17 protein-coding genes and 1 pseudogene are annotated in these 22,228 nt (G+C 72.5%); 12 read left to right on the top strand and 6 right to left on the bottom strand.

Translation table 11 applies throughout. The features are described from left to right. Window positions 1–606 precede the first annotated feature (606 nt). Together Apa02nite_RS24410 and Apa02nite_RS24405 are read left to right on the top strand one after the other, a co-directional pair. Complete coding sequence (locus Apa02nite_RS24410; RefSeq protein ID WP_239164537.1) at window positions 607–1,284, top strand: RNA polymerase sigma factor; 678 nt, start codon at window positions 607–609, stop codon at window positions 1,282–1,284. Next, window positions 1,281–2,180, top strand: coding sequence for a CU044_5270 family protein (locus Apa02nite_RS24405; protein ID WP_203827045.1), 900 nt, complete (start codon window positions 1,281–1,283; stop codon window positions 2,178–2,180). Before Apa02nite_RS24410 ends, Apa02nite_RS24405 begins: the two co-directional genes overlap by 4 nt. Before the next feature lie 61 nt (window positions 2,181–2,241). On the opposite strand, the gene Apa02nite_RS24400 is transcribed toward Apa02nite_RS24405, so the two are convergent. Next, complete coding sequence (locus tag Apa02nite_RS24400) at window positions 2,242–3,282, bottom strand: glycoside hydrolase family 26 protein (RefSeq protein ID WP_203827044.1); 1,041 nt, start codon at window positions 3,280–3,282, stop codon at window positions 2,242–2,244. A 164-nt stretch (window positions 3,283–3,446) separates the two neighbouring features. Here Apa02nite_RS24400 and Apa02nite_RS24395 point away from each other — a divergent pair, with 164 nt between their 5' ends. After that, window positions 3,447–4,595 (top strand): dipeptidase, encoded by a 1,149-nt coding sequence (locus Apa02nite_RS24395; protein ID WP_203827043.1) that lies wholly within the window; start codon window positions 3,447–3,449, stop codon window positions 4,593–4,595. Between the two features lie 421 nt (window positions 4,596–5,016). Here the strand turns inward: Apa02nite_RS24395 and Apa02nite_RS24390 are convergent, their stop codons facing one another. Next, window positions 5,017–6,444: an APC family permease gene (locus Apa02nite_RS24390; protein WP_239164536.1), complete on the bottom strand. Its 1,428-nt coding sequence runs from the start codon at window positions 6,442–6,444 to the stop codon at window positions 5,017–5,019. 188 nt (window positions 6,445–6,632) lie between these two features. On the opposite strand from Apa02nite_RS24390, the gene Apa02nite_RS24385 reads away from it, so the two are divergent. Further along, window positions 6,633–6,899: a hypothetical protein gene (locus Apa02nite_RS24385; protein ID WP_067704028.1), complete on the top strand. Its 267-nt coding sequence runs from the start codon at window positions 6,633–6,635 to the stop codon at window positions 6,897–6,899. Window positions 6,900–6,909: 10 nt separating this feature from the next. On the opposite strand, the gene Apa02nite_RS24380 is transcribed toward Apa02nite_RS24385, so the two are convergent. Together Apa02nite_RS24380 and Apa02nite_RS24375 are read right to left on the bottom strand one after the other, a co-directional pair. Continuing rightward, window positions 6,910–7,563 (bottom strand): response regulator, encoded by a 654-nt coding sequence (locus Apa02nite_RS24380; protein WP_239164535.1) that lies wholly within the window; start codon window positions 7,561–7,563, stop codon window positions 6,910–6,912. Further along, window positions 7,560–8,888 (bottom strand): sensor histidine kinase, encoded by a 1,329-nt coding sequence (locus Apa02nite_RS24375; RefSeq protein WP_203827042.1) that lies wholly within the window; start codon window positions 8,886–8,888, stop codon window positions 7,560–7,562. The genes Apa02nite_RS24380 and Apa02nite_RS24375 overlap by 4 nt, the downstream gene beginning before the upstream one ends. Before the next feature lie 131 nt (window positions 8,889–9,019). Here Apa02nite_RS24375 and Apa02nite_RS24370 point away from each other — a divergent pair, with 131 nt between their 5' ends. The 3 genes from Apa02nite_RS24370 to Apa02nite_RS24360 all read left to right on the top strand — a co-directional run bounded on the left by Apa02nite_RS24370 (window position 9,020) and on the right by Apa02nite_RS24360 (window position 13,215). Next, window positions 9,020–9,919, top strand: coding sequence for an ABC transporter ATP-binding protein (locus tag Apa02nite_RS24370; protein ID WP_203827041.1), 900 nt, complete (start codon window positions 9,020–9,022; stop codon window positions 9,917–9,919). After that, entirely contained in the window at window positions 9,916–10,710 is a 795-nt protein-coding gene (locus tag Apa02nite_RS24365; RefSeq protein WP_203827040.1) for an ABC transporter permease, read from the top strand. The genes Apa02nite_RS24370 and Apa02nite_RS24365 overlap by 4 nt, the downstream gene beginning before the upstream one ends. Before the next feature lie 249 nt (window positions 10,711–10,959). Beyond that, entirely contained in the window at window positions 10,960–13,215 is a 2,256-nt protein-coding gene (locus Apa02nite_RS24360; protein ID WP_203827039.1) for a M6 family metallopeptidase, read from the top strand. Here Apa02nite_RS24360 and Apa02nite_RS24355 read toward each other — a convergent pair. After that, entirely contained in the window at window positions 13,188–13,880 is a 693-nt protein-coding gene (locus Apa02nite_RS24355; protein WP_203827038.1) for a cyclase family protein, read from the bottom strand. The genes Apa02nite_RS24360 and Apa02nite_RS24355 overlap by 28 nt on opposite strands. Window positions 13,881–13,939: 59 nt before the next feature. On the opposite strand from Apa02nite_RS24355, the gene Apa02nite_RS51175 reads away from it, so the two are divergent. From Apa02nite_RS51175 to Apa02nite_RS24330, 5 genes are all read left to right on the top strand, one after another. Continuing rightward, complete coding sequence (locus Apa02nite_RS51175; protein WP_239164534.1) at window positions 13,940–14,956, top strand: helix-turn-helix domain-containing protein; 1,017 nt, start codon at window positions 13,940–13,942, stop codon at window positions 14,954–14,956. After that, window positions 14,953–17,508 carry a VIT domain-containing protein gene (locus Apa02nite_RS24345; RefSeq protein ID WP_203827037.1) on the top strand — a complete coding sequence of 852 codons (2,556 nt, stop codon included), beginning with the start codon at window positions 14,953–14,955 and terminating at the stop codon, window positions 17,506–17,508. Before Apa02nite_RS51175 ends, Apa02nite_RS24345 begins: the two co-directional genes overlap by 4 nt. Window positions 17,509–18,163: 655 nt before the next feature. Beyond that, entirely contained in the window at window positions 18,164–19,093 is a 930-nt protein-coding gene (locus Apa02nite_RS24340; protein WP_203827036.1) for a ricin-type beta-trefoil lectin domain protein, read from the top strand. A 178-nt stretch (window positions 19,094–19,271) separates the two neighbouring features. Then, the gene (locus Apa02nite_RS24335; RefSeq protein WP_203827035.1) at window positions 19,272–19,925 is read left to right on the top strand and encodes a response regulator transcription factor; all 654 of its coding nucleotides are present in this window, start codon (window positions 19,272–19,274) and stop codon (window positions 19,923–19,925) included. Then, entirely contained in the window at window positions 19,922–21,031 is a 1,110-nt protein-coding gene (locus tag Apa02nite_RS24330) for a sensor histidine kinase (protein WP_203827034.1), read from the top strand. The genes Apa02nite_RS24335 and Apa02nite_RS24330 overlap by 4 nt, the downstream gene beginning before the upstream one ends. Here Apa02nite_RS24330 and Apa02nite_RS24325 read toward each other — a convergent pair. Next, window positions 21,003–22,224, bottom strand: a pseudogene (locus tag Apa02nite_RS24325) (ABC transporter permease). The gene Apa02nite_RS24330 and the pseudogene Apa02nite_RS24325 sit on opposite strands and share 29 nt — an antisense overlap. Window positions 22,225–22,228: the final 4 nt, after the last annotated feature.

Raw genomic sequence — 22,228 nt, 5'->3', positions numbered from 1 at the left:
CCTGATAGACCCCTGGCGACCAGCCGCCGGCCCTCAGCCCGCGGTGGACCCCGTCGGCCCGCGGTCGCTGGGCGCGCCCAGGTCCCCGGCTGGCCCTCAGGGGTGCCTCGCGGCCCTTGATAGACCCCTGGGGACCAGCCGGCAGCCCTCAGCCCGCGGTGGACCCCGTCGGCCCGCGGTCGCTGGGCGCGCCCAGGTCCCCGGCTGGTCCTGAGGGGTGCCTCGCGGCTCTGGAGTGACCTCTCAGGACCAGCCGGGGACCTTGGGCTGGCGCTGGGGGGTGCCTCCTGGCTTCCGAGTGACCTCTCAGGACCAGCCGGGGGCCTGGGCTGGCGTGAGGTGTGCCGGGGGTGGGGCGCGGGGCGCGCGCTGCGAGGCGGGCGGGGGCAGGACCGCGGCACCAGCGACCGAGGCGGGGCAGGCGAGGCGGGGCAGGCGAGACGGGGGCAGGCGAGACGGGGGCAGGCGAGGCGGGGCAGGCGAGACGGGGGCAGGCGAGACGGGGCAGGCCAGACGGGGGCAGGCGGAGCGGTGAGGCTGGGGGTGGTGAGGCAGGCGAGGCTGGGGGGATTGGGAACTTGGGGTGGGATGCGGACAGGACTGGGTGTGACAGTAACTATGCGCGGCCGGATCCGGGCCGGGGACGCGGACGCCTTCGGCGACCTGTTCGATGAACATGCGCAGGCCGTTTACCGGCATGCGGCCTGGATGGACGGCGACACGACCGGTGCCGAGGACGTGGTGTCGCTGACGTTCCTGGAGGCATGGCGGATCCGGGACACTCTGCGCCCGGACGGGGAGAGCCTGCGGCCGTGGCTGCTCGGGATCGCCACCAACGTGCTGCGGAACCGGCGCCGGGCGGCGCGGCGGCACCGGGCGGCGATGTCCCGGCTGCCGGTCGGCGGCGCGGTGCCGGACTTCGCCGACGAGGTGGTCGGCCGGATGCACGACAGCGCCCAGCTCACCGCGGCCACCGCGGCCCTGACAGCGCTGCGCCGCACCGACCGGGAGGTGTTCCTGCTCTGCGTCTGGCAGCAACTGGACTACGCGGCCGCGGCGGAAGCCCTCGACATCCCGGTGGGAACGGTCCGGTCCCGGCTGTCCCGCGCCCGGGTCCGGCTCCGCACCCTGGCCGAGGCCGAGCTGCACCGCCGCCGACAAGAGCCGGCCGCCGGGCCACAGCCGCCCAGGAAAAACGAACCGCCCAGGAAAGACGAGCCACACCCACCCCGGAGAGAAGCCGCCACCGCGAACCCCGGCCCCGCGCGGGAGGAGTACCGATGACCGACCTGCTCACCCCACCCACCGGGCCGCACCTGCCCGATGAGCGGAAGCGCCTGCTCAAGGCGCACCTCCTGACCGCGATCGAGACACCCGCGCGGCAGCCCCGCCGCCGCCGGGCGCTGGTGCTCGCCGGGGGCCTGCTCGCCGCCTCCACCGTCGTACTGATGAATGTGCTGTGGCCGCACGCGGCGGCACCGCCGTACGTCACAATCAGTAACGGTGACCACGACGCTGCCGTGACCTTCCTCGGTATGGCGGCGGTGGCGGCGGACGCCGAGCCGGCCGCGGCCGGCGGCCAGGGGAAATACCTCTACATCCGCTCGCGGGAGAGTCATCTGGCGGTCGACGGCGACAACGACGTGACGCTGATCGGGCCGCGGGACCGGGAGATCTGGATTCCGCTCTTCGCCGGCGGGCACGGCGTGCTGCGTGACGGCGCGACGCCGAAGGATCTCGGCGCCTTCCGGGCGATCGACATCAACCCCGGGCTGCCGGACGACCCGGACGCGATGCTGCGCAAGGTGTACGCCGACGCCCGCAAGACCGGCAACCAGGTCGACGCGGAGGCGTTCACGCTGATCGGCGACTACCTCAGCGAGAACGAGACGGTCCTGCAGCCGACGGTCGTCGCGGCGTTGTACCAGGCGGCCGCCCGGATCCCGGGCGTGGAGCTGCTGGCGGATGCCGAGGACGGCGCCGGCCGGCACGGTGTCGCGGTGGCCCGCAGCGACGGCGGGATCCGGCACGAATGGATCTTCGATGCGGTGTCCCGCGAGTATCTGGGCGCGCGCAGCTACCTGGTCGAGGACGGCACGTGGGGCCGGGCCGGCCTGCTGCTCTCCAGCAGCGCGGTGCTGACCAAGACCGTGGTGGACACCCCCGGCAAGACGCCCTGACATGCGAAAACGCCGCCCGGGCGGTGGCCCGGACGGCGTCTTCAGGGGGGTGGGTGACGATTCAGCCGAGCTTCACGTTGAAGATCGGGTTGGCGGCGAGCTTCTTGAACGAGGCGAGCGAGGCCGGCGTGCTGTCGATGCTGATGTCGCGGTCGCCCTGGTCGTCGTGCTTGGTGTCGAAGTGCACGATGGCCTTGATCGCCGGACGCTTCGCGAGCTGGGCGAGAACGCTGTTGTAGACCGCCGACTTGTCGGCCTTCTTGCCGACCCGGTGGTAGGCGCCCCACTCGGCGATCATGAGGGGCTTGGTGCCGTGCTTGCTGACGGCCCAGTCGTAGAAGCCCAGGCTGCCGCCCTTGGCCTTGCGGTCGAGCAGCGCCGAGAAGTCGCCGAAGTGGTAGTAACCCTTCTCCACCGAGACGTAGGAGTCCAGGCCGACCCAGTCCACGACGTCGTCACCGGGGTAGAGGTTGCTCCACCAGGACTGCGCCATCCACTTCTCGTTGCCCATGTAGGCCATCACGTTCACGACGTTCGTCACGCCCTGGCCGCGCAGGCGCAGGATGGTGTGCCGGTACATCGCCGCGAAGTCCTTGGCCTCCATGCCGGAGCCGGCCCGCGCCACCACGTCGTTCTCCGGCTCGTGGTTCAGGACCAGGAAGAACTTCTTCCCGTACGCCTTGGCCCGCGCCGCGAACGCGTCGATCCGCTTGTCCTGCTGACCCTTGGCGACGGCCGCCCAGGTGGTGCCGTACGCGATCTTCCAGTTCTCCAGCAGCACCCGCGGGCTGGCCGGGTCGTTGGTCATCGCGATCTCGGCCTTGGTCGGGAACACCTCGTTGCCCTTGTGGTACTGGTGGAAGATGCTGGCGGTCCGGCCGGACGCCTTCTCCCACGCCTTCAGCGCCTGGTCCCGCGGCGCGCTGGTGAAGCCACCGGCGGCACCGCCCCAGAGCACGCCACAGGTCGGTACCAGCTTCGCGCCGGTCACGCATCCCGCGTCGGCGGCCTGCGCGGCCTGTGCCGGCGTGGCCGCCGCGGCGCCGAAACCGGCGGCGAGGGCGGTCAGCGTCAGTACGGTCTTACGCAGCGTCGAACGCATCAAGATTTGAATCCCCCCGGTTGTCCAGCGGTGTTGCCCGCCGGGCATGGAGAGAAGATTCCGGGACGCGCGGTGCACGCCGAGTGCCCGTGCCGGTGCGGGTCAGTTGCGGGCGTCCGGGTGTCTGGCTTGCTTCCCGGGCCGCGCACCGGTAGCCAGAGCAGATGTGGATCTTCGACGGGCACAATGACATGGCCATGCGGTTGCGCGAGGCGCACGGATCGAGCGTCGACGGGCTCGACCGGGCGCGTCCGGAACTGCACACCGATCTGCCGCGCCTGCGCACCGGCCGGGTGGGTGCGCAGTTCTGGTCCGTCTTCGTGCCGTCCGACCTGCCCGAGCCGGAGGCGGTGACGCACACGCTCGAGCAGATCGACATCGTGTACCGGCTGATCGCGGCGTACCCGGACACGCTCGAGGCGGCCCGTACCGCCGACGACGTGGAACGGATCGTGGCGGCGGGCCGGATCGCGTCGCTGATCGGCATCGAGGGCGGCCACTGCCTGGCGCGATCACCCGGCGTGCTGAGGTCGTTCGCGCGGCTCGGCGTCCGCTACGTCACGCTCACCCACAACAACCACACCGCGTGGGCCGACTCCGCTGCTTCGCCGCCGGAGATCGGCGGGCTCACGGCCGAAGGACATGCTTTGGTACGGGAGATGCAGCGCATCGGCGTGCTCGTCGACCTGTCCCACGTCGCCACCGCGACCATGCACGCGGCGCTGGACGAGGCGGCCGCGCCGGTGATCTTCAGCCACTCGGGGGCCCGCGCGATCACCGACCACCCGCGCAACGTCCCCGACGACGTGCTGGAGCGGCTCCCCGGCAACGGCGGGGTGGTGCAGTTGCCGTTCGTCGCGTACTTCGTCTCGGCGGCCGCGCTGACCTGGCGCCGGGCGGCCGACGCGGAGTGGCAGCGGCTCGGGCTGCCGGCGATCGACGACGACTGGCCGCGGGGCCCGCGCGCCGGGGAGGCCGAGCCGCCGGTCGCCCGGGTGGTCGACGAGCGGGCCGAACCGGCGTTCCAGGCCTGGCTCGCGGCGAACCCCGAACCGGCGGCGACCGTGGCCGACGTGGCCGGCCACGTCGAGCACGCACGGGCGGTGGCCGGGATCGATCACGTCGGGCTGGGCGGGGACTTCGACGGGACTCCGGCCGTACCGGTGGATCTTCCGGATGTGGCGGGGTACCCGAATCTCCTCGCCGAGCTGGCGGGGCGGGGATGGTCGGAGTCCGAGCTGCGGAAGCTGGCTCATGGGAACGTGCTGCGGGTGTTGCGGGAGGCGGATCAGTACGCCGCTTCCCTGGGGTGACCCTGGCCTCGCGTGCCTAGCGTGCCTCGCGTGCCTTGCCGCGGGCCGGGTTCGCTCGCCTCGCGTGCCTCGCCGCGGGCCGGGTTCACTCACCTTGTGTGACGGGAATTACCGTCCTGGGCGGCGTGCTTTTGCCGCCGCCCAGGGTGCCGACCTGCAGAATGGGCCGGAAGTTTGCGGATCCGCCGGAGCCCGACCAGTGGGTTCGGATGCCGGGAGCGCCGGCGGATCAGCCGACTCACCGCCGTAAAACTTCTTGGGTTTCGCGACGGCTGCCGGATGTTCAGCGGCGTGGGACGCGTGAACGTGAAGATCATACGGTTGGTGATCTACGGGTCCGGCAGCCGGGTGGCCCATATCGACGGACATTTCCGCCTCGCCGCGACGGTGGTACGGCGGCTCGCAGGCCGCCGCACCCCATTCACTCTCGGTGACCGTTTTCCGCTTCCTCGACGACCTCCTCGGACGTGGCCCGCTGTGCCGGGATGTCCGGCCCGTCCGTTCCGGGCGGCAGGCCCGTGCCGATCGCGGCGAACACCTCGGGCGCGTCCCGGCGCAGCCGGCGGCCCCACCAGACGCCGGCCAGGTAGACGGCGAGGAACGCCACCGGCGGCAGCCACACCTTGACCGGATTGTCGGAGTCCAGCAGGTCGCCGAAGAACGCCACCGACAGCAGCAGCATCAGGACCAGGAAGACCGTGGCGATCCACGGCGCGACCGCCCGGCGCCACCGCGTCTCGCCGTGCGCGTCGGACCGGAAGTACCGGACCACCGCGATCGACGCGATCGTCATCAGCGCGAGCACACCGAGACCGCCGGAGACCGTACCGAAGAAGAACAGGTCGGTGGTCGGGTTCAGCACCAGCGCCGCGAACACCAGCAGCACCACGAGGGCCAGCCCGGACTGGGCCACCGACGCGGCGACCGGCACGCCGTCGCGGGTGCGGGCCAGCCGCAGCGGCAGCACGCCCTCGCGGGCCACGGTGTGCGCGTACCGCGCGACCGTGTGGTGGAAGGCCAGCAGCGCCGCGAACAGGCTGGTGGCGAAGAAGACCCGGGCCAGGTCGGTGATCGCCGACGGCAGGAACGGGTCGGGGAGCACGAAGAACAGGTCGTTGAGGTACTGGGCGGCGACCTCGATGATCCGGTCCGGTCCGGCCACCACGGACATCGCCCAGGCGGAGCCGCCGTAGAGGATCGCGGCGACGCCCAGCGTCATGAAGATCGCGCGGGCCACCGTGCGCCGCGGGTCCCGGGCCTCGGCCGCGTACACCAGCGGCGCCTCGAACCCGACCATCCCGGCGACCGCGCCGACCAGCAGCGACACCCCGCCGGCGCTGGCGATCAGCGCCGGGTTGACGGTGTCGAAGGTGACCGTGCCGCCGGCCGGGTGACCGACCATCACCGCGTCGAGGGTGAGCACGATCAGCACCTCGGCACAGACCAGGACGGTCAGGATGCGGGCGTTGAAGTCGATCTGCCGCAGGCCGAGCACGCCGACCAGCGCCCAGCCCAGCAGTGCCCAGACGATCCAGGACATCTTCAGCCCGAAGATCGCCGCGGCGTTGTGCGCGGCCACACCGAACGCGCCGTACAGGCCGATCTGCATGGCGTTGTAGGCGAGCAGCGCGATGAAGGCGGTGCCGACGCCGGCCGGGCGGGTCAGGCCTTTGGCCGCGTACGCGTAGAAGGCGCCGCTGTTCGGGACGTGCCGGGCCATCGCGGTCAGCCCGACCGTGAAGATCGCCAGAACCGCGGCCACCAGCACGTAGGCGACCGGGATTCCTTTCTCTTTGACCTCCCCGTACCCGAGGGGAAGCGCACCGGCGACGACGGTGAGTGGCGTCATGGCGGAAACCGCTATGACGAACACCGACCAGGTGCCTAGTTTGCGGGTTTTCTGATCGGTAAGCCCCGTCTCAGCCACGGCGCCTCCTGTCCACAGCGGATCAGTGCCAAGACGCCGAAGATATCGAAGTTACCCGATCTTGGGGCGGTTGGTTTCCGCTGCTGCCCGACACGGGTAGATTCGTGCCTATGCCCATCGGCCCGCAGCCCCGTGGCCGTCGCGGAACCGTCGACGAGCCGTACAGCCCGCTCAACCTCCGGCTGATCCTGGCCGCGTTCGGCCTGCTGGTCTGCACCGTGCTGTCGATCGTGCTGTTCCGCACCGGCTGGACCGTGCCCGGGTGGCTGCTGGCGGCCTGGGCGGTGGTCGCCCTGATCGACATCGTGGTGATCCAGATGCGGCGCCGGGCGCGGGATCGGGCCGAGGGCGGCCGGGGGCACAGCCTCTTCGAGTAGCTCTCCCGGCTCAGGCGAGGCCCGCGTCGTGGACCAGCAGGGCGATCTGCACCCGGTTGTTCAGGTCGAGCTTGGTCAGCACCCGGGAGACGTGCGCTTTCACGGTGGCGACCGACATGAACAGCTGTGTCGCGATCTCCGCGTTCGTCCGGCCCTGCGCCACCGCGAGCGCCACGTCGAGCTCCCGCGTGCTCAGCTGATCCAGCCGCCGCTCGGAGTGCCCGCGGTCCTGGGCCGGCGCGGTGGTGACGTGCGTGATCAGCTGCCGGGTCACGCTCGGTGACAGCGTCGCCTCGCCGGACGCCACGCGCAGCACCGCGTCCCGGATCCGGGCCGGCTCGGTGTCCTTGAGCAGGAATCCGGCGGCGCCGGCCCGCAGCGCGCGCAGCACGTACTCGTCCGCGTCGAACGTGGTCAGGACCAGCACCTCGGGCGCGCCCGGCCGGCGGCGCAGGGTCTCGGTGGCGGCCAGGCCGTCGATCCCGGGCATCCGGATGTCCATCAGCACGACGTCGGGCCGGTGCTCGGCGACCGCGGCCGGCACCTCACCGCCGTCGGACGCCTCCCCCACCACCCGGACGTCGTCCGCACCGCTGAGGATCATCCGCAGCCCGGCCCGGACCAGCGCGTCGTCATCGACGATCAGCACCCGGACCGGGGTCACGGGGTTTCCACCGCGGCCACCAGCGGGCCTGGCGTACCTTCCCCGGCGAGCGGCTCTTCACCCGCCACGTCTGGCTCCCTCTCGGCGGCTGGTGCGGCTTCCCAGGGGAGCCAGGCTTCGAGGTGGAAGGCGCCGTCGCGGGGGCCGTAGGTCAGCCGGCCGCCGGCCAGCGAGGCACGCTCGTTGAGGCCGACCAGGCCCGTGCCGGCGCCCGGGATCGGCCGGGCGGGCGCGCTGACCGGCAACGGGTTGACGATCTCCAGGGTCAGACCCTCGCCGGGCCGGCCCGCGACCGTCATCCGCACCACCGCGCCGGTGGCGTGCTTGCGGGCGTTCGTCAGACCCTCCTGCACCATCCGGTACGCCGCCCGGCCGACCCCGGCCGGCACCGCGCCCGGATCGACGGTCACGTCGAACGACACCCGGTCACCCGCCGCCCGGGCCTCCTCGACCAGGGCCGGCAGCGCGCTCAGCGTGGGCTGCGGCCGCTCCGGCCCGGGCTCGGCCTCGGACTGCCCGGCTCGGAGCACCCCGATCACCGCCCGCAGATCCTGCAACGCCTGATGTGCGCTGGCCCGGACCACCGCCGCCGCTCCGGCGATCTCCTCCGGTGGCGCGTCCGGCCGGAACTCCAGTGCCCCGGCGTGCAGGCTGAGCAGCGAGATCCGGTGCGCCAGGACGTCGTGCATCTCCCGGGCGATCCGGGTGCGTTCCAGCGTACGGGCCTGCTCGACCCGCAACTGCTGCTCCGACTCGGCCCGGGCGGCCCGGTCGCGCCAGGAGAGGAGCAGCTCACGGCGGGCCCGGACCACCATCCCCCAGAGCGCGATGATCAGCACGATCGCCACGCCCCAGAAGACGCTCTCCCAGAAGCTGGATTCCTTGTCCGGCCGGGCCCCGGCGAAGATCATATTGGTCAGGACGGCGAGACCGGCATAACCGGCCAGCACCGCGAAACGGCGGTGCACGGCCACCGTGAGCAGGACGATGAACATGGTGAGCGCGCCGGCCACGCTGAACGCGGAGAGCACCAGCGTGAGGATCGCCAGCGGGGTCAGGAAACGGCGCCGCCACCACAGGGCGATCCCGGCGATGCCGCTGACCACCGCGTCGGTCACGATCACCCAGTCCGGCGACGGGTGCCACTCCTGCACCAGGGTCGGATTCGGGCAGAGCAGGTCGGCAGTGGCCCACACGGTGAACCCGAACCCGATCACGAAGCAGAGACTGTCGACCACCCAGTCACGGGTGGACCGGCGCGCCGGTGTGCCCGGCTCGGCGGACACCACGGCCGGCAACAACCAGCTGAACTCGACACCTCTCACCCGCCCGACTCTACGAGCGGGTGGACCCCGGCCGATACCGACCAAAGTCGTAACCGGAAGCTAGACCAAGGTTCCCGGGCATCGACCCTCGGCCGCAGCGACGGCGACCGTCCGGCCCGCAGGCTGAGCCCATGATTACGGTCGAGAACCTCACCAAGCGGTACGGCGCCCAGCGCGCCGTCGACGACGTGTCGTTCACCTGCGAGCCCGGCACGGTCACCGGCTTCCTCGGTCCGAACGGCGCCGGCAAGTCCACCACCATGCGGATGATCTGCGGGCTGACCCCGCCCACCTCGGGCTCCGCCACCGTGTCCGGCGTGCCCTACCGCCGGCTCGGCAACCCGGGACGGCACGTCGGCGTGCTGCTCGACGCGTCCGCGCAGCACGCCGGGCGTACCGGCCGGGAGACCCTGGCCCTGGCCGCCATGACGATGGGGCTGGACACCGCCCGGGTGCCGGAGCGGCTGGCCCGGGTCGGGTTGAACGCCACCGCCGGGAAGCGCCGGGTGCGGGCGTACTCGCTGGGCATGCGCCAGCGGCTCGGGCTGGCCTACGCGATGCTCGGCGACCCGGCCGTGCTGATCCTCGACGAGCCGGCCAACGGGCTCGACCCGGAGGGGATCTTCTGGATGCGGGGGCTGCTGCGCGAGTTCGCCGACCGGGGCGGCACCGTGCTGCTCTCCTCGCACCTGCTGCGCGAGGTGGAGGCGGTCGCCGACCGCCTGGTCATGATCGGCGGAGGCCGGATCCTCACCCAGGGCGACAAGGACGTGCTGCTCGGCGCAGGCGGCACGGTGGTCCGGCCGGAGGACCCGGCGGCCTTCGACGCCCTGCTGCGGCGCCTGGACCTGACCGGTTCCCGCTCCGCGGACGGGACCGTCCTGGTGCAGTCCGAGCCGGCGCCGATCGCCCGGGCCGCGGCCGCGACCGGGGTGGTGCTGCTGGAGGTGCGCCCGGCCGGCGTCGGCGGCCTCGAGGAGATGTTCCTGCGCCTGACCGGCACCACCGACCCGACCGAGGTGACCCGATGACGACCACCACAGAACCGGCCACGACCACACCGGCCGCCCCGGCCACGATCGCCACCGGTCGCCTGCCGATGGCCCGGCTGACCCTGGTGGAGCTGCGCAAGCTGGCCGACACCCGGGCCGGGTTCTGGCTGCTGGTGGTGATCGGCCTGGCCACCGCGGGCACCTCGGCGATCATCCTGGGCTGGTCCGCCGACCAGGAGATGACCTTCGAGGGCTTCTTCGCCTTCGGCCTGCTGCCCTCCGCCGTGCTGCTGCCGGTGCTGGGCGTGCTGTCGGTGACCAGCGAGTGGTCGCAACGCACCGCACTGTCCACGTTCACCCTGGTGCCCACCCGGGGGCGGGTGCTGATCGCCAAGGTGACCGCCGGGGTGCTGATCGCGGTGGCGGCGACCGTGGCCACCGCCGCGCTCAGCGCCGTCGCGAACGTGCTCGGCCGGGCCCTGGGCGGCGACGGCGCCTGGCACCTCGACGCGTCGCTGCTCTGGCAGGGCCTGTTGCTGCAGGTGATCTTCGTGCTGATGGGGATCGGGTTCGGCGCGCTGCTGCTGAGCACCCCGCTGGCGATCGTGCTGTACTTCGCGCTGCCGATGGTCTGGACGATCCTCGGCGAGATGATCAAGGGGCTGCACACGGCGGCCGGCTGGCTGGATCTGAACGTGACGACCGCCCCGCTGTCCGAAGCCGACATGACCGGCAACGAGTACGCCCGGCTGGCCGTGGCCGCCGCGGTCTGGGTGCTCGTGCCGCTGGTCGCCGGGACCGTCCGGGTCCTGCGCCGGGAGGTGACCTGACCGGCGCCGTGCCGGGCCGTCACCCCGAGCGGGGGTGAGCCCGGCGCGGCGTGGGGCCGATTTCGGGTCGCCGGGACCGCCGGGGTGCCATCCTGGAGGGCGGTCCACACCCCTCGCTGACCTGCCGGAACGAGGGTGGCGGGATGGTTCATGATCGAATGCGCGTGTTGATGCCATACGCACGATTAGGCAGGTAACGTCCGCTTCGTGAAACGCACCGGTTTTGCCAGTCTCGCGGCAATCGTGGCCATGACCCCGCTCCTCACCAGCCCAGCCGAGGCGCAGCAGCGGCCGCACGCCCCCGTACGCGGGCAGGCCGGGACGCTGCCGGAGCGGGACGGCCGGGAGCTCACCCGTACCCATCTGAATCTCGGTGGGAAAGCGCTGCCGGCGGCGCGCTATCGGCCGCAACCCACCGCCCGCCGGGCGCCCTCGCCCGCGGCAACGCCGGCGGTCGGCACCGTGCGCAGCTGGGTGGGGCTGGACGACACCGACGGTGACCTGTACCGCAAGGACTACACGCTGCGGGCGGTCGGCAAGCACATCGAGGTCTGGGTCGCCAAGGACATCGCCTTCCCGGCGGCCGACTGCCGCAAGAACGCCGCCGAGGTGACCGACGCGCAGGTGGCCGATCTGGTCGGCCAGTTCGACAACGACATCTACCCGAAGGAGACGGCGGCCTTCAGCACACCGCCGAACCGGTCGGGTGCCGACCCGGGCATGGCCGGCGATTTCACCGGCGACGGCGACAAGACGGTCACCCTTGTCGACAACGTCCGCGACGACAACTATTACCACTTCCCGGAGCGGCCGACCTACATCGCGGGGTTCTTCTCCGCGCAGCTCAACGAGCTGTTCGACCGCAACGTGATGACCATCGACGCCTACGACTGGCAGCACCGGCTCGGCAAGAACCCGAAGAACGAGCCGACCGACGACCTGTGCACCAGCCGCCCGGCCCGGCCCCGGATGTACGAGGGCACCTTCGCCCACGAGTGGCAGCACCTGCTGGAGTACTACTCCGACCCGCGCGAGGCGGACTGGCTCAACGAGGGGCTGTCCGATTATGCACAGACCCTGGTCGGCTATGTGGACGCCCGGATCGGCGTGCACCACCCCGGTTACGACAGTCACCTCGCCTGCTACCAGGGCTTCGGCAACGTGAAGACGACCTACAACGCGAACCCGCGCGAGTGTGGCGGCCCGCAGAACTCGCTGAACCTGTGGGACGAGGGCGACCCCAACGAGGTGCTCGCCGATTACGGCATCACCTATCAGCTGATGGTCTACCTGCGGGACCGGTTCGGCGCGAAGCTGCTCTCCACGCTGCACCGGGACAAGGAGCACCAGGCGCTGGCCGCGGTGCAGGCGGCGCTGCCGAAGGGGGTCGAGCTCACCGACGTGCTGCACGACTTCCAGGTGATGACCCTGGTCGACAAGGAGGTCGGCGGGCCCGGCGGCCGGATCCTCGGGGTGCCCCGGGAGCGGGTCACCGCGGCCAGCCTGCGCTCCACGGTCAACCTGGAGAACAAGGCGTCCTACGACCGGCCCGGGGCGGCGCCGAACGGCGCCGATTACATCCGCCTGCCGCAGGGTCTGATCCGGACGGTGACCTTCCGCGGCGCGGCCACCCTGCCGCCGACCCCGCTCACCTGGAAGATCGACTCCGAGCTGCTCTTCTCCGGCGATGCCCCGGACACCGACGAGACCGCGGCGCGGCAGGCCGAGGTGCCGGTCGACGACCCGGTGCTGCGGATCAAGACCACCTACGGCCTGGAGAAGGACTTCGACTTCGGCTACGTCACGGTCTCCACCGACGGGGGCAAGACATACCAGGTGGTGGCCGGGGACAGCACGGTCAAGGGCCCGCTCGGCGCCGGCCTCACCGGGCTGGCCGCCGACGTGACGGTCAGCTACGACCTGAAGGCCTACGCCGGACAGAAAATCCTGCTGGGCTTCCGTTACGTCAGTGACGCCGCGGTCAACCAGGGCGGCTGGCACATCGGCCAGATCACGCTCGGCAAGACCTCGGTGGTGAGCACCTCGCTGGACGGCTGGAAGTCGCCCACCCAGTGGCACCCGGTGCCGGTGAACGCGTGGCACGTGCGGCTGGTCGGGCTGAGCCGGGGACGGGCCGCGGTCGTGCCGATCGAGCAGGTGGACCGGCTGCGCGGCTTCGCCAAGGTGGTGGCGATCGTGACCCAGGACGACCCGAGCGGGACGGTCACCCAGTACGCCCCCTACACCCTCACCGTCGACGGCGTGGTGCAGCCGGGCGGGGGCGATCAGCCCGCCGCCACGTCCGCGGCACGGCCTCGCTCCGCCTCCGTGACTTCCATGGCGCGGCACCGATCCAGCTCCCCGGCTTCCGCGGCGCGGCCTCGCTCCGGCGGCGTCGCACGGCCCGGTGCCGGTGCCGTCGCGCGGCCTGATGCCGTCGCGCGGCCCGGTGCCGGGATCGGGGCCGATGCACGTGATCATGTCGCTGGGGGCAGCACGCCGTAGATGAGTGCCGGAGAACCGGAACCGGCTCGATTGATCTGCCCGCCACACAGGACCCAGGCTCCGGTGGCGGGCAGCTCTGCGAGATGGGCCAGCACCTCCAGGCTGATCCGGCGGCGTTGATAGACCAGCTTGGACACGGTGAACTCGGTGTCGGTGCTGACATCCGGACTGAACGCGTCGGTGCCGGTGCCGCCCCGCTCCCCCAGCCGCCCGGTCTCCACCAGCCAGCGCACCGCCTCCGGAGCGAAGCCGGGATGCCGGCCGAACGCCTCCGAGCCGAACAGCTCGGCCCAGCCGGTCCAGATGATCACCACGGACTCGTCCGGGATCCGGCCGTGCTGCTCCTCCCAGGCCTGCAGCTCGGCGACGGTCACCGCGTGCCCCGGGTCGGCGGCGCAGGCGGCCCGCACGTCGACCCGGACCGCCGGGCGGAACAGGTCGGCCGGCTCCAGCTCGTCGGCGAGCAGCCCGCCCGCGCTGAAGTGACCCGGCGCGCCCCAGTGCGTGCCGGTGTGCTCGCCGCCGCGCACCGCCCGCAGGTAATAGCCGTGTTTCTCCAGGGTGGCCACCGTCTCCAGCGCGAAGGGTGGATCACCGGGATAGACGCTGATCAGCGCAGGGTCGTTGACGTGCGACAGGCTCACCAGCTTCAACCGCTCAAGCATGCTGCCATCCTGCCATGAAACGTTGACACTGTCACGATGACAGTGTCATGATTCTTGGCATGTGGACGATGGAGGAGCTGATCGACCGGGTGCGCGCCGCGCTCACCGCGGAATATTCCGGTGCCCCCAACGGCCGTGTCCGAGACCTGCCGGACCGCCGCTCGATCCGGTGGTATTCGACGATCGGCCTGGTCGACCGGCCGCTCGGGATGCGCGGCCGCAACGCGCTCTACGGTCCGCGCCACCTGCTGCAACTCGTCGCGATCAAGCGACTCCAGGCGGCCGGGCGCACTCTCGCCGAGATCCAGGCCGAGCTGGCCGGCGCGTCGGAGGAGACGCTCACCGCGGCCGCCCGGGTGCCGGCCGATTTGCTGAGCGCCGATCCGCTGCCGCCGCTCGCGGTCGCCCGGCAGCCGTTCTGGAAGGCCGCGCCCGCTTCTCCGGCGCCGTCACCGGGGCCGATCGGGGCCGCCGTCCCCGCGGCGCCTGCTTCCCCGCCGGGGTCGCCGCCCGCGGTCCCTTCCGCGGCGCCTGCGGCCTCCGGACCACCTGTTTCTTCCGGACCATCCACAACCTCCGAATCACCTGTTTCTTCCGGACCGCCTGATGCCTCCGGGCCACCTGCCACCTCCGGACCGCCTGGTGCCTCCGGACCGCCTGCCGCCTCTGGGCCGCCCGCTTCCTCCGAAGCGGGTCCCGGCTCGTTTGCGGAGCCTCCTGCGGGGCCGGCCGATCTCGGCGCCGACTGGGCCTTCCCGGAGCCTGGGCGGCCGGCTCACACCGGCCGGGCCGGACCTCGCGAGCGGTCACCGCGGGCGGTTCCCGGCGGGTTTTCCCTCGGAACCCCTTTCGGTACGCCGGAGGTGCCCCCACCTGCGGCCGACCCGCCGGGCGGGTGGCCCGCCCCCGCGCTGGACGGACTGCTCACCGGCGTGCCGCTGGGCGCCGGCGTGATCCTGCTGGTGCCCAGCGCCCTGCACCTCGACCACACCGACCGTGCCGAGCTAGCCCTCGCGGCCCGGCCACTGCTCGACCTGCTCGCGTCCCGTGGGCTCAGCGATAGGAGAGATTCGTGATCATCTACGTCAATCCGATGAGCCGGGGCGAGCTCGACCGGGTCCGGGACGTCCCGGAGTCCGGCCTCGGCACCATGCGCACCGAGCGGGGCAACCTCCCGCTGGACCGGCTCGACGTGCAGGCCGCGATCAGCGGCCTGGTGGCGCGCACCGAGGTGACCGCCGAGTTCGTCAACACGCACGACGCCGCGCTCGAGGCGACGTATGTGTTCCCGCTGCCCGACCGGGCCGCCGTCGTCGGCATGACGATGACCGCCGACGACCGCACCGTCACCGCTGAGCTGCGCGAGCGCGGCGCCGCCCGCGAGCAGTACGACCAGGCCATCGCGGCCGGCCAGCGGGCGTCGATCGCCGAGGAGGAGCGGCCCGACGTGTTCACCATGCGGGCCGGCAACATCCTGCCCGGCGAGCGGATCGTGGTGCGGCTGCGGCTGGTCGGCCCGATGCCGTTCGAGGACGACGCCGCCACGTTCCGGTTCCCGCTGGTCGTGGCCCCGCGTTACATCCCCGGCGGAGCGCTGCCGGGTCCGTACTCCGGCGAGGGCCAGGCCACGGACACCGACGCCGTGCCGGACGCCTCCCGCATCTCCCCACCGGTGCTGCTGCCCGGCTTCCCCAACCCGTTGCGGCTCTCGATCGGCGTGACCGTGGACCCGGCCGGGCTGGAGCTCGGCGAGGTCCGGTCCAGCCTGCACACCGTCTCCGAGCAGGACGGGACGCTGCGGATCGCTCCTGGCGAGCGCGCCGACCGCGACTTCGTGCTGCGCCTGGCGTACGCGCCCGGCGGCCAGACCGCGGTGGCGGTGCCCGACGACGAGGGCGACGAGGGCACCTACCAGGTGGTCGTCCTGCCGCCCGCCGGCGAGGCAACGCCCCGCCCGAAGGACGTGGTGCTGCTGCTGGACCGCTCCGGCAGCATGGGCGGCTGGAAGATGGTGGCGGCCCGGCGGGCCGCGGCGCGGGTCATCGACACGCTGACCACGGCCGACCGGTTCGCGGTGCTGACCTTCGACCACTACGTGGAGCAGCCGGAGGGGCTGGCCGCCGGGCTGAGCGAGGCCACCGACCGCAACCGGTACCGCGCGGTCGAGCACCTGGCCCGGGCCGACGCCCGGGGCGGCACCGACCTGCTCGCCCCGCTGACCACCGGGCTCGGTCTGCTCGCCGACAGCACCGGGCGCGACCGGGTGCTGGTGCTGGTCACCGACGGGCAGGTGGGCAACGAGGACCAGATCGTCCACGACGTCACGCCGCTGATCGGTTCCACCCGGCTGCACACCATCGGCATCGACCGCGCCGTCAACGCCGGCTTCCTCGGGCGGCTCGCCGCACTCGGCGCCGGCCGGGCCGAGCTGGTGGAGAGCGAGGACCGGCTGGACACCGCGATGGAGCACATCCACCGGCGGATCGGCGCTCCCCTGGTCACCGGGCTGACGCTGATCGGTGAGGGGTTCACCCCGGTCGAGGGGACGCGTACTCCGCTGCGGCTGCCCGGGCTCTATCCCGGGGTGCCGCTGGTGGTCACCGGGCGCTATTCCGGCACCGCGACGGGCACTGTCACGGTGACCGGGACGACCCGCGACGATCAGGCGTTCCGCACCACTGTGGCGGTGCAGCAGCGAGCCGAGCCGGCGATCACCAAGCAGTGGGCGCGGGCGCGGCTGCGGGATCTCGAGGACGCGTACACCGCCGGGGACTACTCGCTCGAGCAGCAGGTGGTGGACACCTCTCTGCGGTTCGGGGTGCTGTGCCGGTTCACCGCGTACGTGGCGGTCGACGAGCGGGTGGTGAACCAGGGCGGAAAGGTCCAGCGGGTCACCCAGCCGGTCGAGATGCCGTCCGGCTGGGAGTCGCCGGCGCCGGTCGCGGCCGGGATGTTCCTCGCCTCGGCCGCCGCCTCGCCGTTCCCCGACCCGGCGGGCGCCATGCCGCCGCCCCCGCCGATGTTCGCGCCCCCGGCGCCGGCACCGGGCGGTCCGGCGCCCAGCGGGCCGAGCTACATGCCGAGCGGGCCGCCGCCCAGCGGCCCGAGCTACGCCCCGGTCAGCGCGGACACCTCTTCCGCACCGGGCGGGAGCGGCGTCTCCGCCAAGAAGGCCGGTGTCTGGCTCGGCCTGACCGAGGCGGACGACGCGGCGGACTCCGGTGGCCCGATGTTCGGGGGTCCTTCCCCGGCGCAGCGGCCGCGCGGCGGTATGGCCAGGTCCGCCCCGGTGCGCGGCTTCGCCCGGGCCCGCTCGCGGGACCAGGCGAGTGGCGGTGTGCCGATCGGCGACGTGCGCGCCTTGGCCACGGTCGAGGCCGGCCGGTTGCGCGACGCCGCGGACCAGCCCGCCTACGAGCGGCGTGACCTGCTCGACGACCTGGTCAGCCGGCTCACTGTGCTGCTCACGCCACTGACGGGGGACGAGTTCGGCCCGCTGCACGACCTGCTCACGTTCCTCGGCGGCGACGCCACCGTCGACGAGAAGTGGTCGACCGCCGTGCAGGTCCTGACCGATTTCGGCAGCGGCACACCCGAGCCCACCGCCAAACCGTTCTGGAAACGCTGACCCGACCGGCTCGTATCCACCCGCTGCCGGCAATCCGCCGGCAGCGGGGCGGTGCCCAGACCTCCGGCCGAAGCCACAGGCCACAGGCCACAGTGCCCGGCGGCGGCGCGGACACGAGCCCACCCCTGACCTCAAGGCCGCCCCTCACCGCGAGCCCACCCTCTGTCCGCAAGCCCACCCCTGGCCGCCCCGAGGCCCGACACCCAGCGCAAGAACTGACAGGCGACGCAATACCCGACAGACAACGCGCGGCCTGCGGCCTGACGGGCGGCGCAATACCGGCGGGCGACGCGCGGCACGACGCGCGGCGGGCGGCGGGTGGCGGGCGGCGGGCGGCGGGCGGCGGGCGGCGGGCGGCGGGCGGCGGGCGGCGGGCGGCGAGCGACGCAAGGTCCGACAAAGCGGCGCCAGGAAGGGACAGCTGGCTGCGCGACTGTAAGGAAATCGACAGATCGGAATGGATGTGGGCGGCCGTCCCGGCGCCACAACCGACCAGCCACCCGGAGGGATCGGCTGGTCAGCCTCGGTCCATCGGCCGATCAGCGGGAGTGGTGCTCGGTCCGGGCCGCGGAAGCATCAACCGAACGGCCCCCGCGCGGAACCGCGCCTGCCGGTAAGTTGGTTCATCGATTGTCGATCAGGGGGTGGCAGGGCCGTGAACGGCGAGGATTTCGGTAGCGACCGGGACCCGTTGCTGGTGCGCCCGTTCGTCGTCCAGGACGACGAAACCGAGGAGCAGGCCTCCTCGGACGCCACCTGGCCGGGCACCGCCGCTGAGGACTCGCCCACCCAGGTGCTGCCGATCTTCACCGGCGGCACGGACGTCGCCGCCCGATCGGCGCGGCGTGGGCGGCGGCCGTTGCTGCTGGCCGGCGCCGCCGCAGTCGTGATCGTGCTGGGAGCTGCCGGGTACACCGCGATGCGCCCGGACTTCCAGCCCGCGCTCTCGGCGGATCTGCCCGACCATTCGCTGCCCGCGGTGACCGGACCGGCCGTCGTCTCACCGTCCCCCTCCGTCGAGGCGGGGGACGACGGGCGCGGCGCTGATTCCGGGACCGGCAGCGAGTCCGGCCAGGACGCCGACAAGCCGGCCACGAGCAAACCGACGACCGTGCCGGCTTCCGCCAAGGCGAGCGTGCCGGTGTCCGCGCCCACGAGCGCGGCGGTGACGACCGCGCCGACGACGCCGGCCGCGCTGGCCCCGTCGCCGCTGATGGCCGGTACCGGCACCCTGGTCAGCGGGAACGGTCTGTGCCTGGACGTCCCCGGCGCGATCCCGAGCGACGACAACAACATCCAGGTGTTCGACTGCAACCAGTCCGTCGCGCAGGTGTGGACCCTCGCCGACGACGGCACCCTGCGCGTGATGGGCCGCTGTGCGCTGCTGGTCGGCGATGACACCGTCCGGCTGACCACCTGCGACGGTCGCACCACGGCCCAGTGGCGGGCCACCGGCGCCCGCGAGCTGGTCAACGCGGCCGGGAGCAGCTGCCTCACCGACCCGTCCGGCGGCGGCCGCCCCGGCACCCGGGTCCTGGTCGTCAAGTGCACCGGCCAGTCCAACCAACAATGGTCCCTGCGCTGACCCGCTGACCAGCAAAAACCAGCTGACCAACCGGCCACGCAAAACCGACCGCCACCACAACCAGCTACCCACCACGACCAGCCGGCCACGCAAGACCGACCGGCCACGACAAAAGGCAACAACCCGGTACCAGCGAACGTTAACCGGCGCGTGACCCTCCGGATGAGGTGATGGCGGTATGCGGATCCTCGTGGTGGAAGACGAAGAGTTCCTCGCCGATCTGGTCGCCGAGGGCCTGCGCAAACAAGCGATGGCCGTCGACATCGCCCACGACGGCGCCGCCGCCCACGAACGCCTCGCGGTCAACGACTACGACGTGCTGGTCCTCGACCGCGACCTGCCGGTCATCCACGGCGACGACCTCTGCCGCCAGCTGGTCGCCCAGGGCTCCCGGGTACGGATCCTGATGCTCACCGCCTCCGCCACCGTCCACGACCGGGTCGCCGGGCTCGACCTCGGCGCCGACGACTACCTGCCGAAACCGTTCGCCTTCGACGAGCTGGTCGCCCGGGTCCGGGCGCTGGGCCGCCGCACCGTCCCGGCCCTGCCACCGGTGCTCGAGCTCGCCGGGCTGACCCTGGACACCGCCCGCCGCCAGGTGCACCGCGACGGACGCTACCTGCCGCTGTCCCGCAAGGAGTACGCCGTACTGGAAGTCCTGATGCAGGCCCGCGGCCGCGCCGTCAGCAGTGAGGAGCTGCTGGAACGCGCCTGGGACGAACACATCGACCCGTTCACCACCGTGGTCAAGGTGACCGTCAGTAAACTGCGCGCCAAGCTCGGCGACCCGCCCGTGATCATCACCGTCCCCGGCGGCGGTTACCGGATATGAGGCTGCGTACCCGGCTGACCCTCCTCTACGGCGGCCTCTTCGCCCTGGTCAGCTCGTTCTTCCTGCTCGTCGTCGAGCAGCTTCAGCTGCGCGTGTTCGACGAGACGGTCGGTGATGTCCCGTTCGTCGGGGCGACCGGCTCGCCACCCGCGTTCCCGCCGAACCGGCCCCGGAGCATGGAGAAGGTGCAGCAGGACCTCTCCGACGCGCAACGCCATCTCACCCTGGTCGCGATCGCCGCGGTCACCGTGCTGGCGTTCGTGGTCTGTTGGTGGCTGACCGGCCGGCTGCTGCGCCCGCTGGCCCGGATCAACGCCGCGGCCCGCCGCCTGTCGGTCGCCACGCTGCACGAGCGGATCGCGCTGGACGGCCGCCAGGACGAGTTGCGCGAGCTGGCCGACACGTTCGACGCGATGCTGGATCGGCTCGAGCAGGCGGTGGCCAGCCAGCGCCGGTTCATCGCGAACGCCTCGCACGAGCTGCGCACCCCGCTCGCCATCCAGCGCACCGCGATCGAGGTGGGCCTCGACGACCCTTCCCCGGAGCGGCTGGCCGAGGTCCGCGCCGCGATGCTGCGCAACACCGAACGTTCGGAACGCCTGATCACCGGCCTGCTGGAGCTCGCGCAGGGCGAGCGGGGTCTGCAGGCGCCGGGCCCGGTGCTCCTCGGCGACGTCGTCGAGCAGGTCGTCGAGGAGCACCGCCCGGCCGCCACCGCCGCCGGGGTCACGATCAGCAGCGGCATCACGCCGGTCGGCGTGCACGGCGACGAGGTCCTGCTGACCCGCCTGGTCGCGAACCTGGTCGAGAACGCGATCCGCTACAACAAAACCGGCGGCGTGGTCGAGGTCCGCTGGGACGCCGCCGGGTTGCTGGTCGGCAACACCGGCCCGATGGTACGACCGGAGCGCGTCCCCGAGCTGTTCGAACCGTTCCGCCGCCTGCACCCCGACCGCACCGGCCGGGGCGAGGGCGCCGGACTGGGCCTGTCCATCGTGGCCGCCATCGCCCACGCGCACGGCGCCACCGTCGACGCGACAGCGAACCCGGACGGCGGGCTGACCGTCCGGGTCGTGTTCACGAGCCCAGCGCCTCGGTCGGCGTGAGCAGCGCCGCCCGCCGCGCCGGATAGATCCCGGCGACCGCCCCCATCAGCACCGCGGCCAGCGCACCACCGGCGACCGCGGGCAGTGGCACGGCCAGCGGCCACCCTTTGACCAGGGCGAACACCGCGCACACGGCCAGCCCGAGCAGCACCCCGGCCAGGCCGCCGAGTGCCGACAGGGTGACCGACTCGGTGAGGAACTGCAGCCGGATCTGCCCGCGGGTGGCACCCAGCGACCGGCGCAGCCCGATCTCCTGCCGCCGTTCGAGCACCGCGATCACCATGATGTTCGCGATCCCGACGCCACCGGCCAGCAGCGCGATCCCGCCCAGCCCGAACAGCAGCGCGTTCAGCGTGCGCTCCGCCTCGGCGCCGGCGAGCAGCGCGTCGGACGGGCGGGACACCGTCACCTGCTCGGGGTGCTCCGGGTCGACCGTCGCGGGCAGCAGCTCACGCACCGCGGTGACGGTGTCGTCGCTGGACCGTTCGTACACTGTGGTGGGTTGACCGTCGAAGCCGAGGGTGCGCGCGTATTCCCAGCCGATCAGCGCGGACCGGTTGATCTCGGCGGCGAGCGGTACCCGGTCGGCGACCCCGACCACCAGGAACCAGCGCCCGCCGATGTGGACGTGCCCACCGGCCCGGTCGATGCCGAGCCGGGTGGCTGCCGTCGCGCCGAGCACGACGGCGGGATAGCGGCTGGTCGCGGCGTTCAGGAAGGTGCCGGAGCGGACCGTGGCACCGAGCGCGCCGAAGAGCCCGGGCCGGGCCGCCTGCACAGTGATCCCGCTGGTGGTGGCGATGTCGATCTTGTCGGTGCGCCGCACCGTCACGGTGTCGACGAGCCCGGTCGCGGACACCCCGGTCACGCCCGGGATCCGCGCGACCATCCGTTCCGCGGTCGCCGGCAGCGTGGCCGGTTCCCCCGGTCAGCGTGCTGCCGGCCGAGACGGTCAGCATGTTCGTGCCGAGCTTCTCGATCTGGGCGAGCAGCGCGGCCCGGCTGACCGTGCTGACCCCGACCAGGCCGACCATCGCGGCCACCCCGATCGCGATGCCGAGCGCGGACAGCACCGCCCGCAGCGGCCGTCCGTAGAGCCCGCCGAGCCCGACCGCGGCCAGATCGACGAGGCGAAGCCGCGCCGGCTCCGGCAAGGTGCTCAAGCGACGACCATCGTCCGGCAAATTGATCATGCGA

The sequence above is a fragment of the Actinoplanes palleronii genome (genome assembly GCF_016862315.1).
Taxonomy (GTDB): Bacteria; Actinomycetota; Actinomycetes; order Mycobacteriales; family Micromonosporaceae; genus Actinoplanes; species Actinoplanes palleronii.
This window is presented reverse-complemented; position numbering and strand designations above follow the sequence as displayed.